Source organism: Massilia phyllostachyos (genome assembly GCF_021044825.1).
Classification (GTDB): domain Bacteria; phylum Pseudomonadota; class Gammaproteobacteria; order Burkholderiales; family Burkholderiaceae_D; genus Telluria; species Telluria phyllostachyos.
On record NZ_JAJNOC010000007.1, the window covers coordinates 128,980 to 154,387 of the forward strand.

General features: G+C 69.6%; 18 protein-coding genes. 6 read left to right on the plus strand and 12 right to left on the minus strand.

What is annotated here, in order from left to right; translation table 11 throughout:
- Genes LQ564_RS19255 through LQ564_RS19265 form a run of 3 tightly spaced genes read left to right on the plus strand, consistent with a single transcriptional unit; the run spans window position 1 to window position 2,950 of the window.
- Window positions 1-825 (plus strand): CheR family methyltransferase, encoded by an 825-nt coding sequence (locus LQ564_RS19255; protein ID WP_231059730.1) that lies wholly within the window; start codon window positions 1-3, stop codon window positions 823-825.
- The gene (locus tag LQ564_RS19260) at window positions 822-1,382 is read left to right on the plus strand and encodes a chemotaxis protein CheD (protein WP_231059731.1); all 561 of its coding nucleotides are present in this window, start codon (window positions 822-824) and stop codon (window positions 1,380-1,382) included. The genes LQ564_RS19255 and LQ564_RS19260 overlap by 4 nt, the downstream gene beginning before the upstream one ends.
- On the plus strand, window positions 1,379-2,950 hold the full coding sequence (locus tag LQ564_RS19265; RefSeq protein ID WP_231059732.1) for a chemotaxis protein CheW: 1,572 nt from the start codon (window positions 1,379-1,381) through the stop codon (window positions 2,948-2,950). The genes LQ564_RS19260 and LQ564_RS19265 overlap by 4 nt, the downstream gene beginning before the upstream one ends.
- A gap of 124 nt (window positions 2,951-3,074) precedes the next feature.
- On the opposite strand, the gene LQ564_RS19270 is transcribed toward LQ564_RS19265, so the two are convergent.
- The 5 genes from LQ564_RS19270 to LQ564_RS19290 form a co-directional block, all read right to left on the minus strand.
- Complete coding sequence (locus tag LQ564_RS19270) at window positions 3,075-3,989, minus strand: alpha/beta fold hydrolase (protein WP_231059733.1); 915 nt, start codon at window positions 3,987-3,989, stop codon at window positions 3,075-3,077.
- Between the two features lie 98 nt (window positions 3,990-4,087).
- Window positions 4,088-4,699, minus strand: coding sequence for a redoxin domain-containing protein (locus LQ564_RS19275; RefSeq protein ID WP_231059734.1), 612 nt, complete (start codon window positions 4,697-4,699; stop codon window positions 4,088-4,090).
- A gap of 53 nt (window positions 4,700-4,752) precedes the next feature.
- Window positions 4,753-6,870 carry a protein-disulfide reductase DsbD family protein gene (locus LQ564_RS19280; protein WP_231059735.1) on the minus strand — a complete coding sequence of 706 codons (2,118 nt, stop codon included), beginning with the start codon at window positions 6,868-6,870 and terminating at the stop codon, window positions 4,753-4,755.
- Between the two features lie 110 nt (window positions 6,871-6,980).
- Window positions 6,981-8,978 (minus strand): LTA synthase family protein, encoded by a 1,998-nt coding sequence (locus tag LQ564_RS19285; protein WP_231059736.1) that lies wholly within the window; start codon window positions 8,976-8,978, stop codon window positions 6,981-6,983.
- A 69-nt stretch (window positions 8,979-9,047) separates the two neighbouring features.
- Window positions 9,048-9,392, minus strand: coding sequence for a four-helix bundle copper-binding protein (locus LQ564_RS19290; RefSeq protein WP_231059838.1), 345 nt, complete (start codon window positions 9,390-9,392; stop codon window positions 9,048-9,050).
- A gap of 133 nt (window positions 9,393-9,525) precedes the next feature.
- On the opposite strand from LQ564_RS19290, the gene LQ564_RS19295 reads away from it, so the two are divergent.
- The 3 genes from LQ564_RS19295 to LQ564_RS19305 all read left to right on the plus strand — a co-directional run bounded on the left by LQ564_RS19295 (window position 9,526) and on the right by LQ564_RS19305 (window position 11,313).
- Window positions 9,526-10,179 carry a MarR family winged helix-turn-helix transcriptional regulator gene (locus tag LQ564_RS19295; protein WP_231059737.1) on the plus strand — a complete coding sequence of 218 codons (654 nt, stop codon included), beginning with the start codon at window positions 9,526-9,528 and terminating at the stop codon, window positions 10,177-10,179.
- Window positions 10,180-10,288: 109 nt separating this feature from the next.
- A complete protein-coding gene (locus tag LQ564_RS19300) occupies window positions 10,289-10,840 on the plus strand; it encodes a carboxymuconolactone decarboxylase family protein (RefSeq protein WP_231059738.1) in 552 nt (183 codons plus the stop codon).
- Entirely contained in the window at window positions 10,840-11,313 is a 474-nt protein-coding gene (locus LQ564_RS19305) for a redoxin domain-containing protein (protein WP_231059739.1), read from the plus strand. The genes LQ564_RS19300 and LQ564_RS19305 overlap by 1 nt, the downstream gene beginning before the upstream one ends.
- Before the next feature lie 246 nt (window positions 11,314-11,559).
- On the opposite strand, the gene LQ564_RS19310 is transcribed toward LQ564_RS19305, so the two are convergent.
- The 7 genes from LQ564_RS19310 to LQ564_RS19340 all read right to left on the minus strand — a co-directional run bounded on the left by LQ564_RS19310 (window position 11,560) and on the right by LQ564_RS19340 (window position 25,402).
- Window positions 11,560-12,165: a response regulator gene (locus LQ564_RS19310; protein WP_231059740.1), complete on the minus strand. Its 606-nt coding sequence runs from the start codon at window positions 12,163-12,165 to the stop codon at window positions 11,560-11,562.
- Between the two features lie 222 nt (window positions 12,166-12,387).
- Entirely contained in the window at window positions 12,388-14,049 is a 1,662-nt protein-coding gene (locus LQ564_RS19315) for a DUF7507 domain-containing protein (protein WP_231059741.1), read from the minus strand.
- Window positions 14,050-14,061: 12 nt separating this feature from the next.
- Entirely contained in the window at window positions 14,062-18,954 is a 4,893-nt protein-coding gene (locus LQ564_RS19320; RefSeq protein ID WP_231059742.1) for an SdrD B-like domain-containing protein, read from the minus strand.
- A gap of 75 nt (window positions 18,955-19,029) precedes the next feature.
- A complete protein-coding gene (locus LQ564_RS19325) occupies window positions 19,030-20,364 on the minus strand; it encodes a hypothetical protein (RefSeq protein WP_231059743.1) in 1,335 nt (444 codons plus the stop codon).
- A gap of 77 nt (window positions 20,365-20,441) precedes the next feature.
- On the minus strand, window positions 20,442-20,993 hold the full coding sequence (locus LQ564_RS19330; protein WP_231059744.1) for a hypothetical protein: 552 nt from the start codon (window positions 20,991-20,993) through the stop codon (window positions 20,442-20,444).
- 228 nt (window positions 20,994-21,221) lie between these two features.
- Entirely contained in the window at window positions 21,222-22,823 is a 1,602-nt protein-coding gene (locus LQ564_RS19335) for a GAF domain-containing sensor histidine kinase (protein WP_231059745.1), read from the minus strand.
- A 290-nt stretch (window positions 22,824-23,113) separates the two neighbouring features.
- A complete protein-coding gene (locus tag LQ564_RS19340; RefSeq protein ID WP_231059746.1) occupies window positions 23,114-25,402 on the minus strand; it encodes a GH92 family glycosyl hydrolase in 2,289 nt (762 codons plus the stop codon).
- Window positions 25,403-25,408 lie beyond the last annotated feature (6 nt).

The window sequence follows — 25,408 nt, forward strand, 5'->3', positions numbered from 1 at the left end:
ATGGAACTCGCCGACGACACCCTGCATAGCGTGATCGCCCTGGTGCGCCAGCACACCGGCATCGCGATGAACGAGCACAAGCGCGTGCTGCTGCAAGGCCGCCTGCTGCCGCGCATGCGCGCCCTGGGTCTCACCAGCTACCGCGACTACGTCGCCCGCGTCGCAGCGGGCGGCCCGGAAGTCGAGGCCTTCGTGAACATGGTCACCACCAACGACAGCGCCTTCTTCCGCACGCCGGCGGTGTGGCGCTGGCTGGAGAGCAGCTTCCTCGACGCCTGGCGCAACAACGCCGACGGCGGCGTGCTGCGCATCTGGTCGGCGGCCGCCGCCACCGGCGAGGAAGCGTATTCGCTGGCCATGCTGTGCGCCGAGCTGCGTGAACGCCATCCGAACTTCCGCTACGCGATCCATGCCACCGACATCGCGAGCGAAGCGCTGGCCCAGGCCAGGAGCGGCAGCTACGGCGGCCGCTCGGCCGAACGTTTTCAGGCGGCGCACCCGGCGCTGTTCGCCAAGTACATGGCCCCAGGCGCCGCAGCCGGCGAATACGTCGTCACGCCGGCCCTGCGCGAGTGCGTCACCTTCGCCGAGCACAACCTGCTGGGGCCCGCCCCGATGCGCGGGCATTTCGACCTGGTCATGCTGCGCAACGTCCTGATCTACTTCGACGAAGCGACCCAGGAACGCGCGCTGCGCCAGGTGCGCGTCGCCATGCGCTCTAGGGGCCGCCTCGTGCTGGGCGAGCAGGAAACCATCAGCCGCATCGCCACGCCGTTCGAATTCGAACAGCATCACGTTTATCGCATCGCCGGGGAGGGCGCATGATGTTCGCAACTACGCAGGCTTTCAATCACGCGGCAAGGACCGCGCCGCCGCCGGCGCTGCCGCAGTCTCGCGCGCGCATGGACATCGAGCACACCCGCCACGTGTACAGCGGCCAGATGCGCGTCGGCGCGGGCGAGGACGTCCTGACCGCGCTGCTCGGCTCCTGCGTCGGCATCGGCATCATCTGGCGCGCGCGCGGCCGCTGCGGCCTGGCGCACTGCTTCCTGCCGGACAGCGTGGACACTGCCGGCAGCGGCGCGCGCTACGTCAGCGCCGCCATTCCCGGCCTGTTGGCCGCGATGGGCGTGCGCCGCGAGCACTACGGCGAGGTCGAGGTGGTCGTCGCCGGCGGCGCCCACATGCTGCGCACCCACGGCGCCGACCACCAGGTCGGACGCCGCAACATCGCCGCCGCGCGCGAACACCTGGCCAGCCGCGGCCTGAACGTGGCGTTCCAGGACGTCGGCGGCAGCCGCGGCCGCCGCATCAGCATCGATTGCGAGCGCCAGACATTCGAAGTGGTGCGCGTCGGCGAGCCGCAGGAGGCCTTCGCATGAACGCCTCTCCCCAACTGATCTCGTCGCCGGAAGTGCAGGCCGCGGTGGCGGCGCGCGCCCAGGCGATCGCCCTCGGCGCGCGCGCGCTGCAGGAAGCCGCCGGCATGGAACTGTTCGGCACCTTCTACCTCGGCGGCCAGGAGTTCGCGATCGACGCCGACTGCATCCGCGAAGTGGTGCGCTCGCCCTACCGGATCACCCCGATCCCGCTATCGCCGCCCTACCTGGAAGGCATCTTCACCTTGCGCGGCGTCGCCATCCCGATGGTCAACCTGGCGCGCATCTTCGACCCGCAGGCGCCGGCTTCGTCCAGCGAGCAGCGCGTCGCCATCATCGACCACGAGGACGTGCAGGTCGGCCTGGTGTTCGACATGACCGGCGAGGTGTTGCGCGTCGCCCCCGAGCAGCGCAGCACCCTGCGCTACGAGGGCGGCCAGGCCGTGATCAAGGGCGCCATCACGCTCGACGGCGGCGAGCGCATGCTGCAGGTGCTCGACCCGGCGGCCCTGATCCGCATCGACAACGTGCCGCAGGTGCGCTCGCTGTCGAACGCCACCCGCAACGCCGAGCGCCAGCGCTTCCTGCGCCAGGCGCAGGGGCATAAATGCATCGCCTTCCGCGTCGGCGGCATGCACTTCGCGCTGGCCATGGAAGCGGTGCAGGAAATCATCCGCGTGCCGGAACTGAACGAATCGGTCATGCTGGGCAAGCTCTGCAAGGGCTGGTTCAACCTGCGTGGCGCGCCGGTCGGCGTGGTCGATTTCGCGGCTCTGCTGCAGGCCGGCAGCGGCCAGGCGGGCGAGGACCAGCGCGTGCTGATCGTGCGCGTCGGCGACGACCGCCTGGGCCTGCTGGTGGATTCGGTGGACGACATCCGGCCCTACTTCGACAGCGACATCCTGCCGATCCCGATGCTCGGCACGCGCCGCGCCGGCATGTTCCGCGGCTGCCTGCCGGATCCGGACGGCGCCGATGCGATCTTCCTGGCGCATGCGCAGATCTTCTCGGACGCCGAGGTGTCGGAGATCTGCTCCGGCCACCGGCGCCTGTACCAGGACCAGGTCAAGGCCGCCGGCCAGGCCTCGAGCGCGGTTGGCCGGCGCCAGGTCTACCTGGCCTTCTCGCTGGACACCGGCTGGGCCACCGACATCAAGCAGGTGCGCGAGATCGTGCCTTTCGCCGAGAATGTGACGCGCCCGCCCGGCATGCCGGAGTGCGTGCACGGCATGATGCAGCTGCGCCAGCAGATGGTGTGCGTGATCGACCTGCGCCGCCTGTACGGCATGCCGGCGTCCAGCGGCACCACCGAGCGCCGCATCCTGGTGCTCGAGCACGGCGACGAACGCTACGGCATCATCGTCGACCACGTCGACACCATCCTGTCGCTGCCGGACAGCCAGCGCCGTCCGTCGCCGCAGCTCTTGAAGCTGAACGGCCCGCAGGACATGCGGCGCGATGCGGGCGAGGTGCTGGAAGTGCCGGCGGAAGGCGGGGGGGATACGAAAGTCCTGACGCTGTTCGACAAGGCGCGCTTCATCGAGACGCTGCGCGCCCAGCTCCAGGCCTGAACGGTAGGGTGCACGGCTTCGCCGTGCGCGCGTCCAACTACGGGGGGCGCAGGGACAGCTCATCCGGGAGCTGAACGCGTGGGCGGAGGAACGCGGGGCCGCCCAGGCCCACCCTACAACAGCATCACGGCTCGGCCAGGAAGGCCTTGACCTCGCCCTGGAAGCGCTGCGGCTGATCCCACATGATGAAGTGGGCGCTGTCCGGAATACGCTTCAAGGTCAGCTGCCGCACCGGCGCATACGCGCTCTTGTACACGTCATCGAACTGCTCGGCCGGCAGCGGCACGGTCTTCGGCTGCACGTAGAGCACGGTCACCGGCTTGCTGATCTTCGACAGTTCCGGAATCAGGTTGGTCACCAGCAGTTCGCGGAAGGCGCGCGTGCTGACACCCGCGTCGCTGCTCATCGAATCGTCGATCGCGCCGGGGCGCATGTCGGCGGTGTCGACCATGCCGGCGATGGTCTCGTTGGCGCGCTGGCGGCGCTGCTCGGGGCTGGCCGCCAGGTTGCCGGCGGCGATCGCGTCGGCCACCGCCGCGACCTTGTCGGGGCCCGCGCCGGGGCCGGCGAAGAAGGTGCCGAGGTAGGGGTACATGTCGACCACCATCAGCTTCGACAGCGCATCCGGATGGCGCGCCGCCAGCATCAGGCCCATGGTGCCGCCCATCGAGTGGCCGATCACCGCCGGCTGCTTCAGGCCGGCGTCCTTGATGTAGCGCGCGATTTCTTCCGCCACCGGCGCGGCGACGTCGCCTTCCTTGTTGCCGCCCACCGGCTGGCCGGCGAAGCCCGACAGCTGCACCAGGTGGTAGCGGTAGCCCGGCACCGCGGCCACCGTGGTGGCCCAGGCGCGCGGCGAGGAGTTCAGGCCCGGGATCAGGACCACGTCGGGGCCCGCGCCGACGGAGATGACGGTGATGCGGTTCGATTCGAAGGGCGCCGCGAAGGCGCTGGAAACCGGCAGCAGGACTGCCAGGCTTGCCGCCGCGGCAAGCACGGAACGGCGCGATAACAGGCGAGAAGCACGTGGACGACGCATTCGGATATCCCCTTGTTGATGTGGTGCGGCCATCATAGCAGCGCCCCGGCCGCAAAAGCCGGGGCGGGGAACGATTATCCTGCGCGCATGCCGGCGGCTCAGCCGTACTTGACCGAGCAGCCGTAGGGCTTGGTGACCGCCTGCGCCAGCGGCTTGCCGGCCAGCGCATCGTCGATCGCCTGGACCACGTAGTTGGTGGCGGTCTTGATGTCGGCCGGGTTGGCGGTGGGCTTGCTGTCGATCGCGCCGGCGTAGACCAGCTTGCCGCTCGGGTCGATCAGGTACATGTGCGGCGTGGTGCGCGCGCCGTAGGCCTTGCCGATCGCGCCGCCGACGTCCATCACGGTGGCCGTGGGCGCCGCGCCCTTGGCCTTCAGCCAGTCGTTCACGGCGCTCGCTTTCGCGCCGCGGTCGCCGCCTTCGGGGCTGGTGTTCACCGCCACCCACACCACGCCCTTGCCGGCCGCGTACTTCTGCACGCCCGGCATATTGCCGCCGTCGTAGTGCTTCTTGACGAAGGGGCACTCGGGATTGACCCATTCGAGCACCACGTACTTGCCCTTGAACTGGTTGAGCGAGACCGGCTTGCCGGCGCTGTCGACGCCGGAGAAGCCTGGTGCGGCCTGGCCGACCACGGCCTCGGCCTGGGCGGCGCCGGCGAGCAGCATGGCGGCGGCGAACAGGGAGCTTGCGATGGTGGTGCGCTTCATGAAATCCTCCTTGGGTTGGTGGGACTGCACATGCATCGGGAACGTATCGTAAGTCAAGGCGCGGCCAGGGCCTGCCGTACTTCATCCACGCTCGGCAGTTCCGACAGCAGCGTCGGTTGCGGCGCGCCGTCGCGGTAGAGCGCGTACACCGGCACGCCGCTGCGGCCGAGTTCCTTCAGGGCTTGCGTGATGGTCTCGTCGCGCCGGGTCCAGTCGGCGCGCAGCAGCACCACGTTCCTGGCGCGGAAGTCCTGCAGCAGGCCCGGATCGGCGAGGGTGGTGCGCTTGTTGTACTGGCAGGTGACGCACCAGGCGGCGGTGAAGTCGACGAAGACCGGGCGTCCGGCCTGGCGCGCTTCCCGCACCGCCTGCGGCGACCACGGCTGCCAGCCGCTTTCCGCGGCCGCGGTCACGGGCGCCCCGCGCAGCGCCGGCCATGACCAGCTTGCCGCGCCCGCGACCGCGATCGCCGCCGCGCCGACGCCGATCCATCGCCCCGCCGCGCCGCGCGCCGGGATCCCCAGCACCCACAGGGCGAAGGCGCCCGCCACCAGCAGGCCGAGCAGGCCCGCGATCGCATCGATACCGGCCTGCTGGCCGAGCACCCACAGCAGCCAGACCACGGTGGCGAACATCGGGAAGGCCATGAAGGTCTTGAAGCGCGCCATCCACGGCCCCGGGCGCGGCAGCATGCGCGCGAAGGCCGGGAACAGGCTGGCGGCGAGGTAGGGCGCGGCCATGCCGGCGCCGAGGATGGCGAACACCGACAGCGCCTGGAGCGCCGGCCAGGACAGCGCCGCGCCGAGCGCCGCGCCCATGAAGGGGGCGGTGCAGGGCGAGGCGACCGCCACCGCCAGCACGCCGGTCAGGAAATCGTCGGCCACCGGGTTGCGGGCGCGCGCGTTGAGGATGCGGTTCGGGAGCAGGTGGCGGAACTCGAACAGGCCGGCCAGGTTCAGGCCGATCAGGGTGAACAGGATGGCGAGCGCCGCGACGACCGGCGGCGACTGCAGCTGGAAGCCCCAGCCCAGCTGCTCGCCGCTGGCGCGCAACAGCAGGAGCAGGCCCGCCAGCAGCAGGAAGGAGACGATCACGCCGGCCGTGTAGGCGAAGCCGCCCGCGACGATGCGCCTGCGCTCGCCGCAATGCTGGGCGAAGCCGAGCACCTTCAATGACAGCACCGGGAACACGCAGGGCATCAGGTTGAGGATGGCGCCGCCGAGGAAGGCGAAGGCGAGCACCGCCAGCCAGGACCGGTCTGAAGCCTGGGGCACGGGCGCGCTCGCTGCCACCGGCGCAGGCGCCGCCGCCGGCGCAGGCGCCGCCGCGGCGCCGGGCTGCGGCCACGCGCCCGCGATGTCGAAACCGATGCGGATCCCGGGCGCCGCATGTTCCGCCGTGAGCACCGCCTCCATCGCCGCCGGACTCTCGCTGCGCTGGGCCGACAGGGGCGCGCGCAGCTGCAGGACGTCGCCGCGCCAGGCCTGGCCGAGCGGCGCCGGATGGTCGAGCACCGCGCCGTTTTCCGGGAACAGCTGCACCGCCTTGCCGCGCCAGGCGGCGGGCAGGCCCGCGACCTCGATCACCAGGGCGTCTTCTTCGAGGCGCGCATCGGCGCCGGCGCCGGTGTCCAGGCGCGGCATGGCGGCGAAGGCGCGCTCGAACAATGGAGCGTGCGACACCTGCGGCGCGGCCGGCAGGACGAGATCGAGTTCCGCGAACTCCGGGATGCAGACTTCTTCGCAGATCAGGAAGTCGGCGCGCACCTTGAGCGGCGAGGGCGCGCCTGCGTAGCTCGCGGGCACGGTGAGGCGCACCGGCAGCAGCAGGTCGCCGTCGTAGCCGTAGTTCATCAGGGGGCCGAGCGGGAGCTGCTTCGGAGTCGGCCAGGCGATGTCGCCGGCTTCGAACCCGGCCGGCAGGGTCCAGGCCATGGTGGTCGGCAGGCCGGAGTCGCCCGGGTTGCGCCAGTAGGTATGCCAGTGCGGCTGGTGCTCGATGCGCAGGCCGAGCCAGACCGTGGCGCCGGCCTTGACGCCCTCCGGCGCATGGACCAGCAGGCTGGCGCGCGCATGGCCGGTTTCCTGCGACGGCGCGGCCCGGGCCCATCCGCTCAGGAGGGAGAAGGCGAATGCGAAGGCAAGCAGCAGGCGCGCGAATGGTGCAAGCATCTTGTCGTCCCGGGTCGGTGGCGTGGCGCAGCCATCTTAGCAGGAACGATAGACAAAAGAGTACCGGCGGCCGGCCGGTTTGTTGCAGCTTTGTTTCGGGCCCGGACCGTTCAGGGCGCCGCCCGGTAGCGCTGCTCGCGGTACAGCAGCGACGGCAGCAGCACGTGCGCGAGCGCCCGCTCGGCCTGCGCACGGCTCGGCGTGCCCGCATGCGGATCCAGCACGCCGGTGGCGGCGTCGTAGCGGCCCAGCAGCGGCGCCGCGCCGGGACGCAGGATGGTCGCCGACGCCCCCTCCAGGTAGGCGAAGATATTGTTGAACTGGAGCAGCGCCCGCCCCGGCGACTCGCTGTCGCGCGCGAAGTCGCGCCCGATCATCGGGTGCGTGCTCGACACGCCCAGCAGCGACAGCAGGGTCGGCGCCAGGTCGATCTGGCTGGCGATGGGCCGGATGCGCTTCGGCTGGACGTCGGCGCCGAGGATCAGGCCGGGGATGTGGAACTTCTTGACCGGCACCAGGGCGTCGCCGTAGACCCGGTTGTCGTGGTCGGCCACGATCAGGAACACGGTGTCCTTCCAGTAGCTCTCCTGTTTCGCCGCGCGGATGAACTTGCCGAGCGCGTAGTCGGCGTACTTGACCGCGTTGTTGACGGTCTGTTTCGCCGCGTCGTGCGGCGTGATCCTGCCGTCCGGGTACTCGAAGGGTTCGTGGTTGGAGGAGGTGAAGATCAGGCTGAAGAAGGGCTTGCCGGCGTCGTGCAGCGACCGCAGGCGCGCCAGCGACTTGTCGAACAGGTCTTCGTCCGAGGCGCCCCAGCTGCCCACGAAACGGGGCTGCATCTGCGGCAGGTCGACCACCTGACTGAAGCCGTTCCCGGTGAAGAAGCCGCGCATATTGTCGAAGTGCGCTTCGCCGCCGTAGACGAATTCGGTGTGGTAGCCGGCGCGCCCCAGGCCGTCGGCCAGCGTATAGAAGTTGCGCTGGGCCAGCGAGAGCTTGACCACGCTGCGCGCCGGCGTCGGCGCGAAGCCCGCCACCACCGCCTCGATGCCGCGCACCGAGCGGGTGCCGGTGGCGTACAGCTGCTCGAACCACCAGCCCTCGCTCTTCAGCTTTTCCAGCTCCGGCGTGACCGGCAGGCCCCCTAACGACTCCACGAAGGTCGCGCCCAGGCTTTCTTCCAGCACGATCACCAGGTTCAGCGGCCGTGCGCGCGTCACCGCCGCCTGCTGCCGGTGCAGGGTGGGAAGGCCGGGCTGGTCGAAGCGGGCGGTGCGCAGCCAGGGCGCGGCGCGCACCGTGTCGAGGACCTGTGCCCGCGGCATCGCGCCGTAGATCTCGGACGAGCTGGACTCGCTGCGCATCGCGCCGGCCGCGTCCAGCACCGACCAGGCGGAATTGATGATGAGGGAATTCACCAGCGAGTCGCCGCTCAGGGCGAACAGCGCCGGGTTGGCCGGGCGGTGGCCGAGGGTCGAGCGCACCTGCATCGCGACCAGCAAGCAGAGCACAGGCCAGAACAGCAGCAGGCGCCGCGCCGGCCAGGCGCCGGACCCGCGCGCCGCGCGCCGCAGCAGCGAGAAGATGGCGGCGCCGATCACGACGGTGAGGCCGCAGCCCAGCACCAGCGCGATGCGAAAGCCATTCCACAAGGTCGCGAAGACTTCGCGCGGATAGGCCAGGTATTCGATGAACAGGCGGTTCGGCCGCACATCGTACTGCAGGATGAACTGGGGCGAGGACAGCTCCATGAAGGCGATGAAGACCAGCGCCAGCGTGGCCCAGCCCAGCGTGGCGGCGCGCCAGAAGCGGGCGGTGGCGCGGTGCGCCAGCAGCGGCGCGAACAGGAGCGGCACGGCGGCGAAGTAACCGAGCAGGATCAGGTCGGCCCGCACGCCCTGCACGAACACGCTCGGCGCGATGCCGGTGGCCCGCACCCGGTCCCACTGCCAGGCGACCAGGCCGAGGCGCGACAGCGACAGCAGCGCCAGGCCGAGCAGGACCATCTGGAACAGCGCCGCGTAGGGGCCGGCCCAGGCGGTGATGCGCGCGAGGCGGGTGGCGGGGAGGGAAGCGTGGGGGGCGGTGTTCGGTACGGAGGAAGCCATGCCGCGCATGCTAGGCGCGCATGGCTCAGTCCCCCGTTAGCCGGATGTTAAGCCGGCGTTAAAACCGGTTCAGATGTGGCGTTCGCGCGCGTGCTTGTCGCACTCGGCGGCGCAGCGCTCGCAGGCGGCCTGGCACTCGGCGCAATGCTGGTGCTCGGCCGCGTGTTTCGCGCATTCGGCCGCGCAGGCGCGGCAGATGTGGGCGCACAGGGCGCAATAGTCGCCGTGGTGCGGCGAGCCGCGCGACAGCACGTTGAGCGTGGCGGCGCAGATGTCGGCGCAATCGAGGTTGATCGGCGCGCAGCCGTTCATGCCTTCGCGGATGTCGGCGGCGGCGCATGCCTGGCAGGCGCGCAGGGCCGCGGCGCAGGCGTCGATGCAATGCTGGATATTGGCTTGTTCGGAAGCTGCCATGGTCTCCTCCTGGATGTGGGTGATGGGGCCATGCTAGCGCAATGGCGCGCGGGGCAGCGCCCCCTACCGAACCGGCGCCGGCATTTAATTAGGACTCCTTGACATATCGCCGGAACGTGGTATTCTGCCTCGCATGGACATCGAAGCAGAAACGCCCTGGGACAGCACGCCGGACATCTCGGCGCGCATCGTGACCGCCATCGGCCGCATCGCCACCGTGCTGCGCTCGGGGATGTGGGAAGTCTCGCTCGCGGAAGGCCTGAACCCGGCCCAGGCCGAGATCCTGCAACTGCTGCAATACCGCACCACCGGCGTGCGCCTGAGCTGGCTGGCGAAGCAGCTGTCGATCTCGGCGGCCAGCACCAGCGATTCGGTGGCCGCCCTGGTGGCCAAGGGCCTGGTGCGCAAGGCGAAGGCCGCGGACGACGGGCGCGCCACGGCGCTGCACCTGACGCCGGAGGGCGAGGCGGTCGCCGCGCGCCTGGGGCATGCGCTGTCGTTCGCCGATACGGCGGTGGCGCGCCTGCCGGCGGGGCAGCAGCAGCAGATGCTGACCGGCTTGTTCAAGCTGATCGCCGAGCTGCAGAAGACCGATCGCTTCCCCGAGCTGCGCGCCTGCTTGTCGTGCCGCCATTTTGAAGCGAACAAGTACCCGGGGCAGGAGGTCCCGCATCACTGCGCCCTGGTGAACGCGCCGCTGCCGATCTCCTTCTTGCGCATCGACTGCGCCGAACACGCGCCGGCCGATCCGCTGGTCCAGCGCCGCAACTGGGAGGCGTTTGCCTGACCGTTTTTTTTGGCAGTAATAATTAGGACTCCTATTTTAAATCAAAGGATTTGCGGGTGAAGCGGCCGCACCCATGCATCGGCCGCAATCGAAACTGAAGGAGCACACCATGTCCCAATCGTCGCGCATCGCGCTCGTCAACCCCGCCGCCGCCCAGGGTGAAGCCGGCCAGCTGCTGGAGCAGATCCACGGCGCCTTCGGCGTCATCCCGAACATGTTCCGCGCCGTCGCCAATTCGCCGGCCGCACTGCGCAGCATGTGGGGATCGTTCGGCGCCCTCGGCGGCGGCGCCCTGCCGGCGCGCCTGGGCGAGCAGATCGCGGTCGCCATCGCCGACCGCAACGGCTGCGAATACTGCCTGGCCGCGCACACGGCGCTCGGCCGCAAGGCCGGCGCCAGCGCCCAGGAAATGAGCGCCGCCCAGGCCGGGCAATCAACCGACCCGAAGACCGCCGCCGCATTGACCTTCGCGCTCGCCGTGGTGGAGAACCGCGCCCATGTCCAGGAAGCCGACGTCGCCAGCCTGCGCGGCGCCGGTTTCAGCGACGGCGAGATCGTCGAGATCATGGCGCACGTGGCCCTGAACCTGTTCACCAACTACGTGAACGTGGCCTTCGCGGTGCCGGTCGACTTCCCCGGCGTGAAGCTGCGGGCGCAGTGATGGACACGGCCTTGACGACCGGCCCCGCGCCGGAATTCGAGGTCGCGGCCTGGCTGAACACGCCGGGCCCGCTGACCCTGGCCGCGCTGCGCGGCAAGGTGGTGGCGCTGTACGCCTTCCAGATGCTGTGCCCCGGCTGCGTGAGCCACGCGCTGCCGCAGGCGAAGGCGATGGAGGCGCTGTTCGGCCGCCACGAGCTGGCGGTGCTCGGCCTGCACAGCGTGTTCGAGCACCACGCCGCCATGGGCCCGCAGGCGCTGGCCGCCTTCGTGCACGAATACCGTATCGGCTTCCCGGTGGCGATCGACCAGCCGGATCCGGACGGCCCTGTTCCGCGCACCATGGCGCGCTATCGGCTGCGCGGCACGCCGACCCTGATGCTGTTCGACCGCGAGGGCAGGCTGCGTCACAGCCTGTTCGGGCACCAGCACGACATGCTGGTGGGAAGCCTGATGGGACGGCTGCTGGCGTAGGGCTCGGAAGACGCGTGCGACGAGGGCGGCTGCCGCCTGCCTGGAGGGGCGCAGGTGTGAGGCCAGGCGCCTGGCGCCACGACCTTCGGCACGTCATTCCCGCGAAGGCGGGAATCCAATTTTTCAGCCAGGTGTGAACGCATGCGGTGCCGGACTGCATGCAAACTTGGGCTCCCGCCTTCGCGGGAGCGACGGTCTTCGGGCTAATGGCTCGAAACGCGCCGTCCCCCGTTGGTGAGCGAAAACTCAGGCCTTCGACAGCGCCGCTTCGACCGCCGCGCGCAGTTGCCCGAACGGCACCGGCTTGGAGAACACCGGGATGTCGCCCGGCAGCGCGAGGGCGGCGATCGATTCGCGGTCCATGCCGCTGACCACGATGATCGACAGCGCGCGGCCGGCGTCGTCGCTGCGCAGGCGACGAATCATGCGGAAGCCGTCCATGCCCGGCATGTTCAGGTCGCTGATGAGGAGGTCTGGGCGCAGTTCGCCGATGCGGATCAGCGCTTCGAAGCCGTCGCTGGCCAGGACCAGGCGCAGCGGCAGGCCCCAGCCGTCGAGTTCGAGCTGGTACAGGCGCCGCATCGAAGGGTCGTCGTCGACCACCAGCACCGTCTTCAGCGGCGGCGCCGCATCCTGGACCGCGCCGGCGGACGGGTCGCGGCGCGCGATCATGCGTTCGACCGAGGACATGCTGATGCGGCGATGCCCGCCCGGCGTCTTCCACGCCTGCAGCTGGCCGCTCTCGACCCACAGCTGCACCGTGCGGTGCGAGACGCCGAGCAGCCGCGCCGCGTCCTTGGTGGAACACACTTCTTCGTTCAGATGGTCCTGCTTGCCTGCGTCCTGCGTCATTTCCGGTCTTGCGTCCATGGTCGTGCCTGCGCGCAGGCGGATGAGTGGCCGCGGCGCTGGGCCGGCGGTGATAACCAAGGACGTTGTCCGCTCGGGCAGGGGCCCGCACGATCGTGCTAATGCGTACGTTTCGAGGTGTCCATCAAATCTATCAAATATTCACACTTTCCGAAAGTATCCAAATTGTAATATTTAGTATGTGTGTATGTTGGGCAACATTTACTATTGTACCAATACACTCATGCTGACGGTGCCGGAGGCGCCCGGCGCCAGGGTTCCGGTGAACTGCCAGCGCACCGGCCCGGTCGCACCCGCGGCCGGCTGGGCGGCGACGGCGCAGGCGCCGAGCCCAGCGGCCAGCGTGCCGCAGGCGCCGCTCGCATAGGTGGTAAAGGGCGGGGTCGCGTCCGCGATCGCCAGGTTGTTCAGGGTCGTGGTGCCGGTGTTCTGGTACACGATGGTGTAGGTGATCACGCTGCCGGGCAGGGCGCTCGGCTTGTCGACGGTCTTGGTCAATTTGAAGTCGTCGCAGGCCTGGCAGATGCCGTGTACGGTCACCTGCGCCTGGCCGAGGCCGATGCCCAGCAGCTGCAGCAACGGGTCGGCCACGCCGGTCAGCACCGGCGCCAGCACCGGCGTAAGGGCGCCGCTGACCACGGTCCTGAGCACCGGCAGGACGGCCACGTCGAGCAAGCCGAGCGAGGGCGTGGTGCGCAGTTCGAGCTTGTTCACCAGGCTGTTGGCGGCGTTGGTGACGAAGGCGGTGCTGGACGACACCGTGGTGGTCTGCGGGAAGGTTCCCGACATGGTCACCGGCACCGGCAGCAGCGAGCCCTGGCCGCGCACGATGCTCCTGACCTCGATCGCGACGTTCAGGCTGTTCAGCGCCAGGGCGCCGACGTTGCCGAAGCCGACGTCGGCATCCTGGATGCTGCGGCTGCGGTTGAAGAACACGCCGTCCTCGATGCCGCCGATGTAGATGTCGGTGACGCCGGGCGAGACCTGCAGGGTGACGGCGCGGGTGGTGGCGTCGACCGCGGCCAGGCTGCCTTCGGCGCGCGCCACCTCGACGTAGACGTCGAGCTTGCCGATCGCGATCGAGGCGGCGTACACGCCCGGCAGCGCGGTGAGCAGGGTGGTGGCCGGGCTCAGGGTGACCAGGTCGAGCTTGAGCTTGGTGCGCACGGCGGCCGAATGGAAGGTGGAGGTGGCCGGGCCGCACACGTAGACCGGCGGCTCGATCACCTGGGCGTACAGCTGCAGGCTGTTGATCACGCCCGCCATGCCGAGCGCGCCGCCCGAGATGCCGACCGGTTTCGGGGTGCTCACCACATTGCGGTAGTTATACAGCTGCACCAGGCCGGTCAGCATGTCGAGCGCGTTGACGGTGGTGTCGGCCAGCGCGCCGCTGTCCATCGACACCTTCAGCAGGTCGGACAGGCGCACCGTGGCGGTGGCGCTGCCCAGCTGCGAACGCAGGAGCGCCAGCACGCCGGCCAGGCTGGTGTTGGCCTGGGCGCGCGCCTGCGCTTCCAGCGCCGCGGCGATCTGGCCGAGGGTCACGCCGGCGCCCAGCGCCTGCGCGGGGCTGGAGACGTTGGCCGTGGCCTGCAGGGCATTGAGCATGCCGAGCAGCTTGACGTCGCCCTGGGCCAGCGCGTTCCAGTCGGACACCGACAGGTTCAGGCTGCTGCCCAGCAGGCCGCCGAGCAGGGGATTGAGCAGGGCGCTCTGGGTGGTGCTGACGCTGGCCAGGCGCGGGCCGGCGGTGATGCAGGCGCCGACCGAGCAGGCGGCGGACGCCGGCATGGCTTGCGCCAGCAGGACGGCGAGCAGCAGGCCCTGGAAAGCCAGGCGAAGGCGGGTGAAAACGTGGGCGGTCATGTCCGTGTTCCCTTATTTTGCCGGGGCCAGCAGGCCCTCGAGCAGGCGTTCGTCGAATTTCATGCGCAGGCGCAGGTACACGCCTTTCTGGGTGGCGTCGGCGCCGGCCAGGTCGCGCTCGCGGAAGCCCAGCAGGTTGTAGCCGGCCGAGACCCAGATGTTGTCGCGCAGGCGGTAGCCGGCTTCGACGCCGGCGCCGAACTGGCGGCCCTTGGCGGCGCCGCCGTCCAGCAGCATTTGGGCCGAGGCGCCCACGTCCCAGTCCTTGGCGATCATGTGGGTGGCGCGCACGCCGAGCAGCTGGGCGCTGTTGCGGCTGTCCAGGCCGAGCGAGCGGTCGCGCGCCAGCTTGGCGGCGATGCGCGCGCTGAACAGGGTCTCGCGGGTCGGCTGCCAGTTGGCGTTGGCGGCCACCATGTGCACGGCGCGCTCGACCTGCTCGGCGCCGGTGTCGCGCTCGACCTTGTATTCGTACTTGGCAAGGCCGTTCCAGCCCAGGGTTTCCAGGGCGCGGAAGGCGACCCCTGCTTGGCCCAATTCGTTCAGGCGCAGCGTGTCGTTGGCGCGGCTGCGGCTGGCCGACACGGTGTTCTTCGCCAGCAGCGACCATTCGGCGTCCAGGCGGCGCGCCAGGCCCAGGGTCGAGAGCACGTTGTCGCTGTCCTGTGCGTGGCGCAGCTCGAGGCGCGCGGTGCCTTTCCAGACCGGGCTGCGCGAGATTTCGACGGCGCCGGTCACGGCCACCGCCTCGTTGGCCTGGGAGCCGGACAGCACGCGCACGCGCTCGAAGCTGGTGTGCGCGCGCACCCCTTCGCCCAGCTGCCACAGGTTGCGCAGGCCGATCGCGGCTTCCGCCTGGCGCTCGCCCAGGCCGCCGTCGCTGCCGCCGGCGCGGGCGCGGTATTCCGAGAACACGCGGCCGTTCTGCATGTAGTCCGAATCGAGGCCGATCACGGTGGCGTTGCGCTGCTGGCTGTCGTTCAGGGCGTAGTTCGAACCCAGGCTGCTGATCAGCTCATGGCGCGCGTACGCCCGGCTGCCGCCGGCGAAGCGGTAGTCGCCGCCCAGGGCCACCATGCGGCGCCCCGCATCCTTGACGTCCTGCTCGGCCTCGACGAACACGCCGGCCTGCGGCAGGTTCGGGATCTGGGCCGCGACCTTCATGCGCACGCTGGTCAGCGCCGGCTGGGCCACGACGGCGCCGCTCGGCGCCTGTTCGCGGGCATGGCGCACGCCGGCTTCGACGCGCACGCCGCCGGCGAAGGCGTAGCCGCCGCCGACCAGCACGCCGTTGCGCTCGGCCTTGGTAATGGCGTCGGCGGTGTGCAGGGCTTCCAGGTCGACGGTGGCGCGCTCGCCGACGCGGTAGCGCAGGCGCGCGCCGGCGTCAAGACGGCCGCGCGGCAGGTTGGCCGAGGCGTTGTCGAAGTTCTCGTCGGCGCGGCCGTAGAACACGCGGCTTTCCAGGGCGCCGTCGACACGCACGGCGTCGATGCGGGCCGCGCGGCCGAGGTCCTTGCCGGCGCGGTCCATCCGGGCGGCTTCGACGATCACGGTGGTCTTGTCGTCCGGCTTGACGGTCGCGTTCACGCTCGACAGGGTCTGGGTCTGGGCCGGATTGCGATCGGTGGCGACGGCGGCGCCGACTTCGAGGCGCGGGCCGACGCGGTACTGGGCGCTGACGCCGGCCACCCAGAAGTTCGGGTTGCCCTGGTCGACTTCATAGCTGATGCGCACGTACTGCGGGTTCAGGTCGGCGTCCAGGCTGGCGACCGGCGCGCGGAACAGGATGCGGCCGGTGAGCGGCTCGACGTCGTAGTCGACGTAGCGCACCATCGGGCGGCTGGCCACGATCACGCCGTCGCGGTTGCGTTCGCGGATGACGATCTCGACGCGCTCGCTGTTGATGACCATCGCGCCGCTGCCGGTGAGGTAGGGGCCCGAGGTGCCGTTGGCGGCGATCTCTTCGACCAGCTGGCGGGTGCTGTCGTAGCTGGCGAAGCTGTCGACCACCAGGGCGCCGCTTTCCAGGTGCTGGCGCAGGCCGGTCAGGCTGCGCTGGTAGGCGCCGAGCTTGCGCGCCGGGTTGCCGTTCGCCGGGGTGAAGTCGCCGTAGGCGACATACGATTTATTGCGTTCGGCGCGCAGGTAGAGGCGGCCGGCCGATTGCGCCTCGAAGCCGCGCACCGCGTCGTCGCCATAGGTCGGATAGTAGGCGTTCGGGTCGAGGTCGCGGAACAGGCGGCGTTCGGCGTCCTGCTTCGGCTTGTCGGTGTCGTAGCTCATGGTGAGCAGGGTGTCGCCCGCGACGGTGCCCTTCATGAAGGCGGCGGCGCGGCCACTTGCCGCCGCGTGACGGTCTTCCAGGCCGGCGCTCAGGCCGCGCAGGGTGTCGTCCAGGCTGTCGAAGGTGCGCGACGGGCGCACGGTGTTGCCGCTGCTGCGGCCCAGGCCGACGGCGGCGTCGATCACGCCGGTGGCCAGCAGCGGGCGCTGGGCCGGCACGAAGTTCACGGCCGCTTCGCCGCGCAGCGCGCCGCTGGAGACGGTAAGGGCGGCGTCGCCGGCTTCGTTCGGCGCGCGCAGGGCAAACTGGGCCGAGCCGCCTTCGACAAAGGCCTGCATGCCCGGTTCGCGCGGATCGAGGTCCTGCGCTTCCCAGCTGCCGCGGGTCGCGACCAGGGTGACCGGGGTGCGCTCGGTGACCGGCACGCCGTTGGCGTCTTCGATGTGCACGCGCACGGTGGTGAGCGAGCGGCCGTCGGCGGCCTGGGTAGCCTTGTCGAGTTCGAGGCGCACGGTCTTCGCTTCGCCCGGCGCGATCACCTCCAGGGTGCTGGCGCCGCGCGGGTTGCCGAAGCTGTCGAACTGGCGCAGGGCCAGGCGGTTGCGGCCCGGATTCAGGGTGACGCCGACGAATTCCCAGCTTTCCAGCTGGCGTTCGGCGACGGTCGAACGCTGGCCGACGCGTTCCATGCCGACGGTCTTGCCGTTCACATCGAGTTCGAAGCGGGCGCCGGCCGTGCCCTTGACGCGGATGGTCGCCAGGGCGTGCGGCATCACGGCGCCGTCCTGCAGGCCGACGAAGCCAAGGCTGTTGTCGAGCTTCGAAACGTCGGTGGCGGCAGCCGCTGCCGGCGCCACGGCCTGGCTGCTGGCTGCGCGTTCGGCGGCGGCGTTGCTGGCCTGCAGGGTGGTGCGGCGCGCCTTGATGGCGTCGAGCAGCTGCGGCGAGCAGGCGTCGATCGCGAAGTCGGCCTTGCCGAGCTGGCCGTCCTGCAGGTCGACGAAGCGGTTGGCCGCGTCCCTGGCGATGACGGCGTTTTGCGGCAGCGTCAATTGGTCCAGGCGTGCGGCGTGGGTGTGCGGCGACAGGTCGGCGAAGCTGTAGCGGCCGTCGGCGTCGGTCTGGGCGAAGCTGCCGTCTTCCAGCCAGATGCGCACGCCGGGGATGCCGGCTTCGTTCTTATCGCGCAGGCCGTTGCCGTCGCAGTCGGCGAACACCTGGCCGACCAGGTAACCCTTGTCGGCGAACAGGCCGGCGTCGACCTTGACCTTGGCCGCGGCCACGCCGCTGGCCAGGGCGCGCGGCGCGCCGCTCGAGGCGCGGGCGCGGTTGATGCCGTCGCCGTTCAGGGCGCCGGCGCCGACGCGCACGCGGTAGCGCACCACGATGGCGCCGGTGGCGGGCAGCTCGCCCACCTTGATGCGCAGCGCCGGGCCGGCGCCGCCTTCCGGCTCGATCGGCGCGCCGTCGACGCGCAGGGTGCCGGCCTGGTAGCGGAAGCCCGCCGGCAGGTCGTCGTCGACCACCACCGACTGCAGCGCCTCGTCGGCGGTGTTGTGCACGCGGATGGTGTAGTCGACCACGTCGCCGATGTCGGCGCTGGCGCGCGACGCGGTTTTTTCCAGGTAGAGGATGCCCGGCTTGGCGTCGAGCGGCAGGTCGATCATCACCGGGCCCATGTCGGCGCTGACGGTGAAGTTGCCGCCGAAGGAACCGTAGAGGTGCACGTCGCGGGTCGAGGGCAGGGAGCTCGGCGCGGCCTTCGACGGGAAGGCGTAGGACGCCGGCGCCTCGACCGCCAGGCGGTACAGGCTGGGGGCGACCAGCGGGAAGGAATACACGCCGTTGGCGTCGGTCATGACGCTCGACGGCATGGCGGTGACGCCGTCGTAGCCGAACACGCGCGCCGGGCCGCCGGCCACGCCGCCGTTGCCGGCGCCGCTGACGTCGATCAGGCTGACGCGCGCGCCCGCCATCGGGGCGTTGCTGGCGGCGTCGAACACCACGCCGTTCGGGTCGACCAGGATCGAGGCGACGGCGGTGCGGCTGCCGCAGCTGTCGATGGATGCGATCAGGGTGTCGTTCTTCATGGCGCGCAGCGCGCCGTCGGCGACGCTCATCGTGTTGGCCGGGAGCGGGACGTCGTCGGGATCGTCGCCGCCGCCTTTCGCCAGCCGCGACGTGTTCGCGGCCGCGGTCTTCGCGACTGCGTTGGCTTCTTCGAGCGAGGGCGTGGTGCGGAACACGCCGCTGTCCGGGGCGGTCTCGACCGCGCTGTATTTTTCGGCGTCGCCGGCGCGCGTGGCGCTGATGGAAATCGTGATGGTCTCGGCCACCAGCGGGTCGGCGTTGCAGGCCGGCGCCACGGCCTGGACGTAGAGCGTCGAGGCGGCGCTGGTGACGCGCGCCGGGCTCTGGTAGCGCGCGTCGGTGTAGTAGGTGATCAGTTCGGGGAGCACCGCCGTCACGGTGTTCGATTGCTGGCGCTGGATGCCGCGCTCCGGGTCGTTCCAGGTCGCGCTGGCCTTGTTGACGATGGCGGCTTGGGCGCCGGCTGCGCCAAGCAGGAGTGCGCAGGCCTGGAACAGGACTGCGAGGTGACGGAGAGTTGCTCGCATGATGAAAAAAAGGATGACCGGGTCCGCCGCGGCGCCCGGATGGGCGCCGCGTCCATGACTGCAGGGGGGGAGGGATTACGGGGTGATCTTGACGCCGAAGGTCAGGACCGCCGTATCGTTCGGATGCATCAGGAGGATGGTGGTCGACACGCTGCCGACGCCGCCGGCCAGCGGCGCAAGCAGGTCGCCGAGGGTGGTGCCGGCGGCGCGGACTGCGTGGTAGACGGTGTTGGCCGGAATGTTGTCGCTGACGGTCACCGCGCCGATGTCGCTGCCGCCGGTGTTCCTGGCGGTGATCTCGTAGCGGATGCAGGCGCCCGGCACCGCGCCGCTGGTGATGTCGGCGCTGCTGAACGGCGTGTCAGGGATGCCGTCGCAGGTGGCGTCCAGGGCTTGCGCCTTGGTCAGGGTCAGGAAACCGGCGGCGCCCACGACCACGGCGTTGTGGATGCGGTCGCTCGCGCCGCTGTCGGGCGAGGTGGCGCGGAAGTAGACGTCCAGGGTGCCGGCGGTGGCGCCGGCCGGGGCGGTGACTTCGGCGTAGATCACCTTGGTGCCGTTGGCGTCGACGGTGGCGCTGGTGATCACCGAGTTGTTGCCGTCCTTGAAGACGACGGTCCAGCCGGCCGGCAGGCCCACGGTGCCGAAGTTGGCGACGGTGCTGGCGTCCAGGTTGAAGGTGTCCGCGGTGCCGGCGGCATTGGCCAGCGACAGGGTGAAGCGCGCGGTGCCGCCGGCAGCGATGTTCTTGCTGTCCTGGGCGCTCGCCTCGGCGCCCGGGCCCGCGCCCTTGACGCCGCCGGTGGTGTTGGCGGTGATGTCCACGCCCGCGCCGCCGGCGACGGTGGTGGTGTCGAGGGCGGTGGCCTTGACCGTGGTGTCGAAGGCGCTGGTGGCGGTGACGGTCAGGATGTTGCTGCTGCCGTTGGCCAGGCTGGCCGGCAGCGAGGACACGGCCACGAATCGATAGGTGGCGCCGGCCGCGACGGTCGGGGTCACGGTGATCGCCGCGGCGCCGGCGTCGGGCGCGCCGTCGTTGTTGGCGTCCGGGTAGAAGACGGTGTTGGCCATGGTGAACACGCCGCCGGTGTTGGCGACGCTCAAGGCGAAGGTGTCGTCGCCGTTGCCGTTGTTGGTGACGCTGTGGGCGTACACGACCTGGCCGCCGCTGACGGCGTTCTTGACGCCGGTGCCGGCCAGGCTGACCGCGCCGACCTGCTGCACGGTGGTGACCACGGTGTTCGAGGCCGCGGTGCGGTTGGTGAAGGTCGAATCCGTATAGGTCGCGGTGGCCTGGTTGGTGATGCGGGTGCCGGCGGGGGTGGCCGCGTAGGCCGACGACGCCGCGCCCAGCAGCGCGCCGCCGAGGGCGGCGGTCCAGAGGGCGGAGGAAAGCTTGGTGGTCTTCATGTGAACTTCCTTGTGGGACGGGGTGTTGTTAAAGTGCTGTTATTCCGTGACTGCGGTGCTGCTGAACTGCGGACTGCTTATTCCTTGTCGTCCGCGACCACGCGCATGCGGGCGCTGACGGCAAGGGTCTGGCCGGCCGGGATGTCTCCCAGGTTCCAGCGCAGGAATCGGTACTCGCGCGCCGGGACCTGTTCGACGACCTTGCGGCCTTCGCGCGTCACGGTGCGGGTGAGGGGCGCCGGGGCCCAGGTCTTGCCGTCCAGGCTGGCCTCGACGCGCTGCGGGCTGGCCGTGTCGGGCAGGTAGACCATCGAGCCGGCCGGGACCGGCAGGGTGGCGGCCACCTGGCGCGCCGGGGTGGCGCCGGCGTTGCGGTAGCTGACCCGGTACTCGATGGTGTCGCCCGGGCGGGCATGTTCGGTCGGCTGCAGGCTCGGCTTGCCGGCGACGTTGACGACGCGGAAAGCCTGCATGCCGACGTCGAGCTGGTCGGCGCCGGCGGCGAAGGCGGAGCCGCCGGCCAGCAGCAGGGTCCAGAGAGTGAAGCCGGCCAGCAGCAGGTCGAAGCGGTCGAGATGGCGCAGACGGCAGAGGTCGAGCAGATCGGCGATGAAGCGGTTGAGAGTCATGTTTCGGATTTGCTGAATTTTGAACATGGACGCATGGTATCACTTTTGCTGAATTTCTCAATGGAAATTTACTTGGTGTGTTGCTTAGGAAGAACATGTCCCTCGGAAGTAAGTGGCTTCCCCAGGTAAATGGTTGTTTGGACAGGCTTCCGGCGCAAAAAAGAACCGTGCCGCTGCTGTGCACGGACGTTTATATCGATCTTTCCGGTTTTAGTGGATTTTCCGTATTTACCGATGTGCGGAATTGGGCCGGACAGCGCCTGCCGCCGGCAGGATCACCGTCACCGCCGTCCCCTTGCCGAGGACGGACGCGATTTCGACCGTGCCGTTGTGCAGGTCGATGATTTCCTTGAAGATGGCCATGCCCAGCCCGCTGCCCTGGGTGGTGGTGACCGTGTCGGCCCGGTAGAAGGCCTCGTAGATGCGTTGCTGCTGTTCCGGCGTCATGCCGATCCCCTGGTCGCTGATGCGGATCGCGACCGCGGCCAGCTTGCCGTTCTGGCTGGCGAACGCCCGCACGGCGATCGGCGTGCCGGGAGCCGAATACTTGATGCTGTTGTTGAGGATGTTCACCAGCGCCATCTGCAAGCGGTCGGCGTCGCCCACCACCGGCGCCAGCCCCACGTCGATGTCGATGCCGATGCGGCCGTTCTGGCCCAGGCCTTCGATCGCGTCGAGGGCGCGGCCGAGCAGGTCGGCCACGTCCAGCGGCGCGACCCGCAGCGCTTCCTTGCCGCCGGCCTCGATCCGCGACAGGTCGAGCAGCTGGTTGACCAGGGTGACCAGCACCCCGGCCTGGCGGTGGATGATCTCGACCAGTTCGCGGCTGGTGGCCGGGTCGAAGTCGCGCTTGAGCAGCAGTTCCGAGAATCCGAGCACGCTCGCCATCGGGGTGCGCAGTTCGTGGGTGGCGGTGGCGAAGTTCTTGCGGCGGCGCGCGTCGACCGCTTCCAGGCGCGCCTGTTCCTCCTGGCGCCGCGCGATGTCGCGGAACACCGCGCAGTAGTGGCGCTGCCCGCCCAGCAGCATGGCGCTCAGCGAGAATTCGATCGGGAAGGTGGCGCCGTCGAGGCGGCGCGCGGTGGCCACCTGCTCCAGGATCGGGCCGGCGCGCAGGCCGGCGGCCAGGCCGGCCGCGCGTTCGAGCACGAAGTGCTGGGCCGGGCGTCCCACCAGCGCGACCTCGGGGCCGCCAAGCAGGCGCTGCGCCGCCGGGTTGGCCGACAACAGGAAGCCGCTGGCGTCGAGCGTGATGACGCCGTCCGGCAGGCATTCGAGCACCGTCTCCAGCCAGGCTTGCTGGGCGCGCTGCAGCTGCTCGGCGCGTTCGCGGCGGGCGGCGGCCCAGGCCTGCGCGAATTCGCCGTCGAGCACCGCCGCCAGGTCGGCCAGCAGGCGCCGCTCGCGCGCGCCGAAGCCGCGCGGCGCGGTGTCGAGGACGCACAGGGTGCCGAGGCAGCTGCCGTCGGGCGTGGCGAGCGGATGGCCGGCATAGAAGCGCACGTGCGGCGCGCCCGTCACATAGGGGTTGTCCGCGTAGCGCGGATCGCTCCCTGCGTCCTCGATGACGAGCACGTCGCGCTCCAGGATCGCGCGGGCGCAAAAGGCGAACGAGCGCGGGATGGCGTCGAGGTCGAGGCCGACGCGCGACTTGAACCAGTTACGCTCGCTGTCGACCAGCGTGACGAAGGCCATCGGCACGCCGAACAGGGCGGCCGCGAGGCGCGTGATGCGGTCGAAGCGTTCATCCGGCGCGGTATCGAGCAGGCCGAGGTCGCGCAGGACCTCCAGCCGGCGCGCTTCGTCCGGTGGCAGCGGGGCTTCCAGCATGGCAGTCGACGGTCAGGGTTGACGATGGCGATGCATCCGGCGGCCGGCCACGATGGCATGGGGCCGCCGGTAAAGCTGGAAAAATACTACATCAAAAACGAGGAGGGACGCGCCCGCTCCGGGACGGTCCCATGGGCCCAACCGTTGGTTTCGTAGGGTGGGCGGTCCCCGCCCACCCTACGAGGGCGTGAAAAATTCGTCTACGGCTGCGTTGCCTCGTCTCGCCGTACGAGCGTACTGTCTTCGACTCGGCGCCTTGCCATCGCCGTATTTTCACACCCTCTACGAGGTTACTGCTTCTCGTCGCGCGAGAAGGAGTAGGGCACGTCCTGCTCGCGGGTGCCGCGCACCATGTTCGGCTTGGCCGACATGCTGAAGTCCAGGCGCGCGCCCTTCATCAGTTCCTCGTGCGAGAGCCAGGTGCGCTGGACCGCCTTGCCGTTGACCTTCAGCGCGTCGACGTAGCGGCCCTGGCCCTTCGCGTTCACGCTGAAGCTGCGGCCGTTCTCCAGCTTGACGGTGGCTTTCGGGAACAGCGGCGTGCCGACCACGTACTGGTTCACGCCGGGTGTGACCGGGTAGAAGCCGAGGGCCGAGAACACGTACCAGGCCGAGGTCTGGCCATTGTCCTCGTCGCCGCAGTAGCCGTCCGGGGTCGCCGCGTACATGCGGTCCATGGTCTCGCGGATCCAGTGCTGGGCCTTCCACGGCGCGCCGGCGTAGTTGTACAGGTAGATCATGTGCTGGATCGGCTGGTTGCCGTGCGCGTACTGGCCCATGTTTGCAATCTGCATCTCGCGGATCTCGTGGATCACCTGCTTGTAGTAGCTCTCGTCGAAAATCGGCGGCAGCGAGAACACGGAATCGAGCTTGTCCACGAAGGCCTTGCGCCCGCCCATCAGATTCACCAGGCCGTCGACGTCATGGAACACGGACCACGAGTAATGCCAGCTGTTCCCTTCGGTGAAGGCGTCGCCCCACTTGAACGGATTGAACGGGGTCTGGAAGCTGCCGTCCTTGTTCTTGCCGCGCATGAGACCCGTTTCGGGGTCGAACAGCTTCTTGTAGTTCATGCTGCGCTGGGCATAGATGTCGATTTCCGACTTCGGCTTGCCGAGGGCCTTGCCGAGGCGCCAGATGGTGAAGTCGTCGTAGGCGTATTCCAGCGTGCGCGCGGCGTTCTCGTTGATGCCGACGTCGTAGGGCACGTAACCGAGTTCGTTGTAGTACTTCACGCCGGCGCGGCCGACCGCCGTCATCGGGCCTTCGTTGTCGGCGCCGTGCTTCAGGGCCTGCCACAGGGTCTCGATGTCCTGGCCGCGCACGCCCTTGATCCAGGCGTCCGACACCACCGAGGCCGAGTTATTCCCGATCATGACGTTGGCGTAGCCGGGGCTCGACCATTCCGGCAGCCAGCCGCCTTCCTTGAAGGAGTTGGCCAGGCCTTCCTGCATCTCGGCGTTGATCGAGGGGTAGACCAGGTTCAGGAAGGGGTAGAGGGCGCGGAAGGTGTCCCAGAAGCCGGTGCCGGCGAACAGGCGGCCCGGCAGCACTTCGCCGTTGTAGGGGCTCCAGTGGACCGGCTGGTTGTTGGCGTCCAGTTCGTAGATCTTGTTGGGGAACAGGACCATGCGGTACAGCGAGGAATAGAAGGTGCGGGTCTGGTCGATCGAGCCGCCTTCGACCTGGAGCTTACCCATCACGCCGTTCCACAGCGCCTTGGCTTTTGCTTTCGTGGTGTCGAAATCGTCCTGGGCCAGTTCGCGGCGCAGGTTCAGTTCCGCCTGTTCCAGGCTGATGAAGGACGAGGCCACCCGCATATTGACCTTCTGGCCCTTGGCGGTTCGGAAGCCCACCAGCGCGCCGCTATGCTCGCCCTGGCTTTCCAGCACGCCATCAAGCAGCTTCTCGCCCTGCCAGGTGTCGGTCGAGGAGAAGGGCTGGTCGAACTCGATCACGAAGTAGTTCTTGAAGTTCGCCGGCAGCTTGTGCGCGTGGCGGGTGCTCCAGCCGATCACGCGGCGCTGGCCCGGGATGATCTTCACGTAAGAGCCCTTGTCGAGGGCGTCGACCACGATGTAGCTCGCATCCGACTTCGGGAAGGTGAAGCGGAACTGGGCCGCGCGTTCGGTCGGCGCGATCTCGGTGGTGACGTCGGCGTCGGCCAGGTACACGCTGTAGTAGTAGGGCTTGGAGACTTCGGCCTTGTGCGAGTACCAGCTGGCGCGCGCATCCTGGTTGAAGCGCTTGCCGCCCACCACCGGCATGATGGCGAACTGGCCGTAGTCGTTCATCCAGGGCGACGGCTGGTGGGTCTGCTTGAAGCCGCGGATCTTGTCGGCGTCGTAGGTATAGGCCCAGCCGTTGCCCATCTTGCCGGTCTGCGGGGTCCAGAAGTTCATGCCCCAGGGGACGGCGATGGCCGGGTAGGTGTTGCCGTTCGAGAGCTCCGGCTTGCTCTGGGTGCCCATCAGCGGGTTGGCCCACTCCACCGGGTCGGTGACTTTGCCCACCACCTGGGCCTGTGCCGCAAGGGCACTGGCTGCGAGGAGGAGGCCTGCTGCGAGTTTCATGGTCATGGCGTC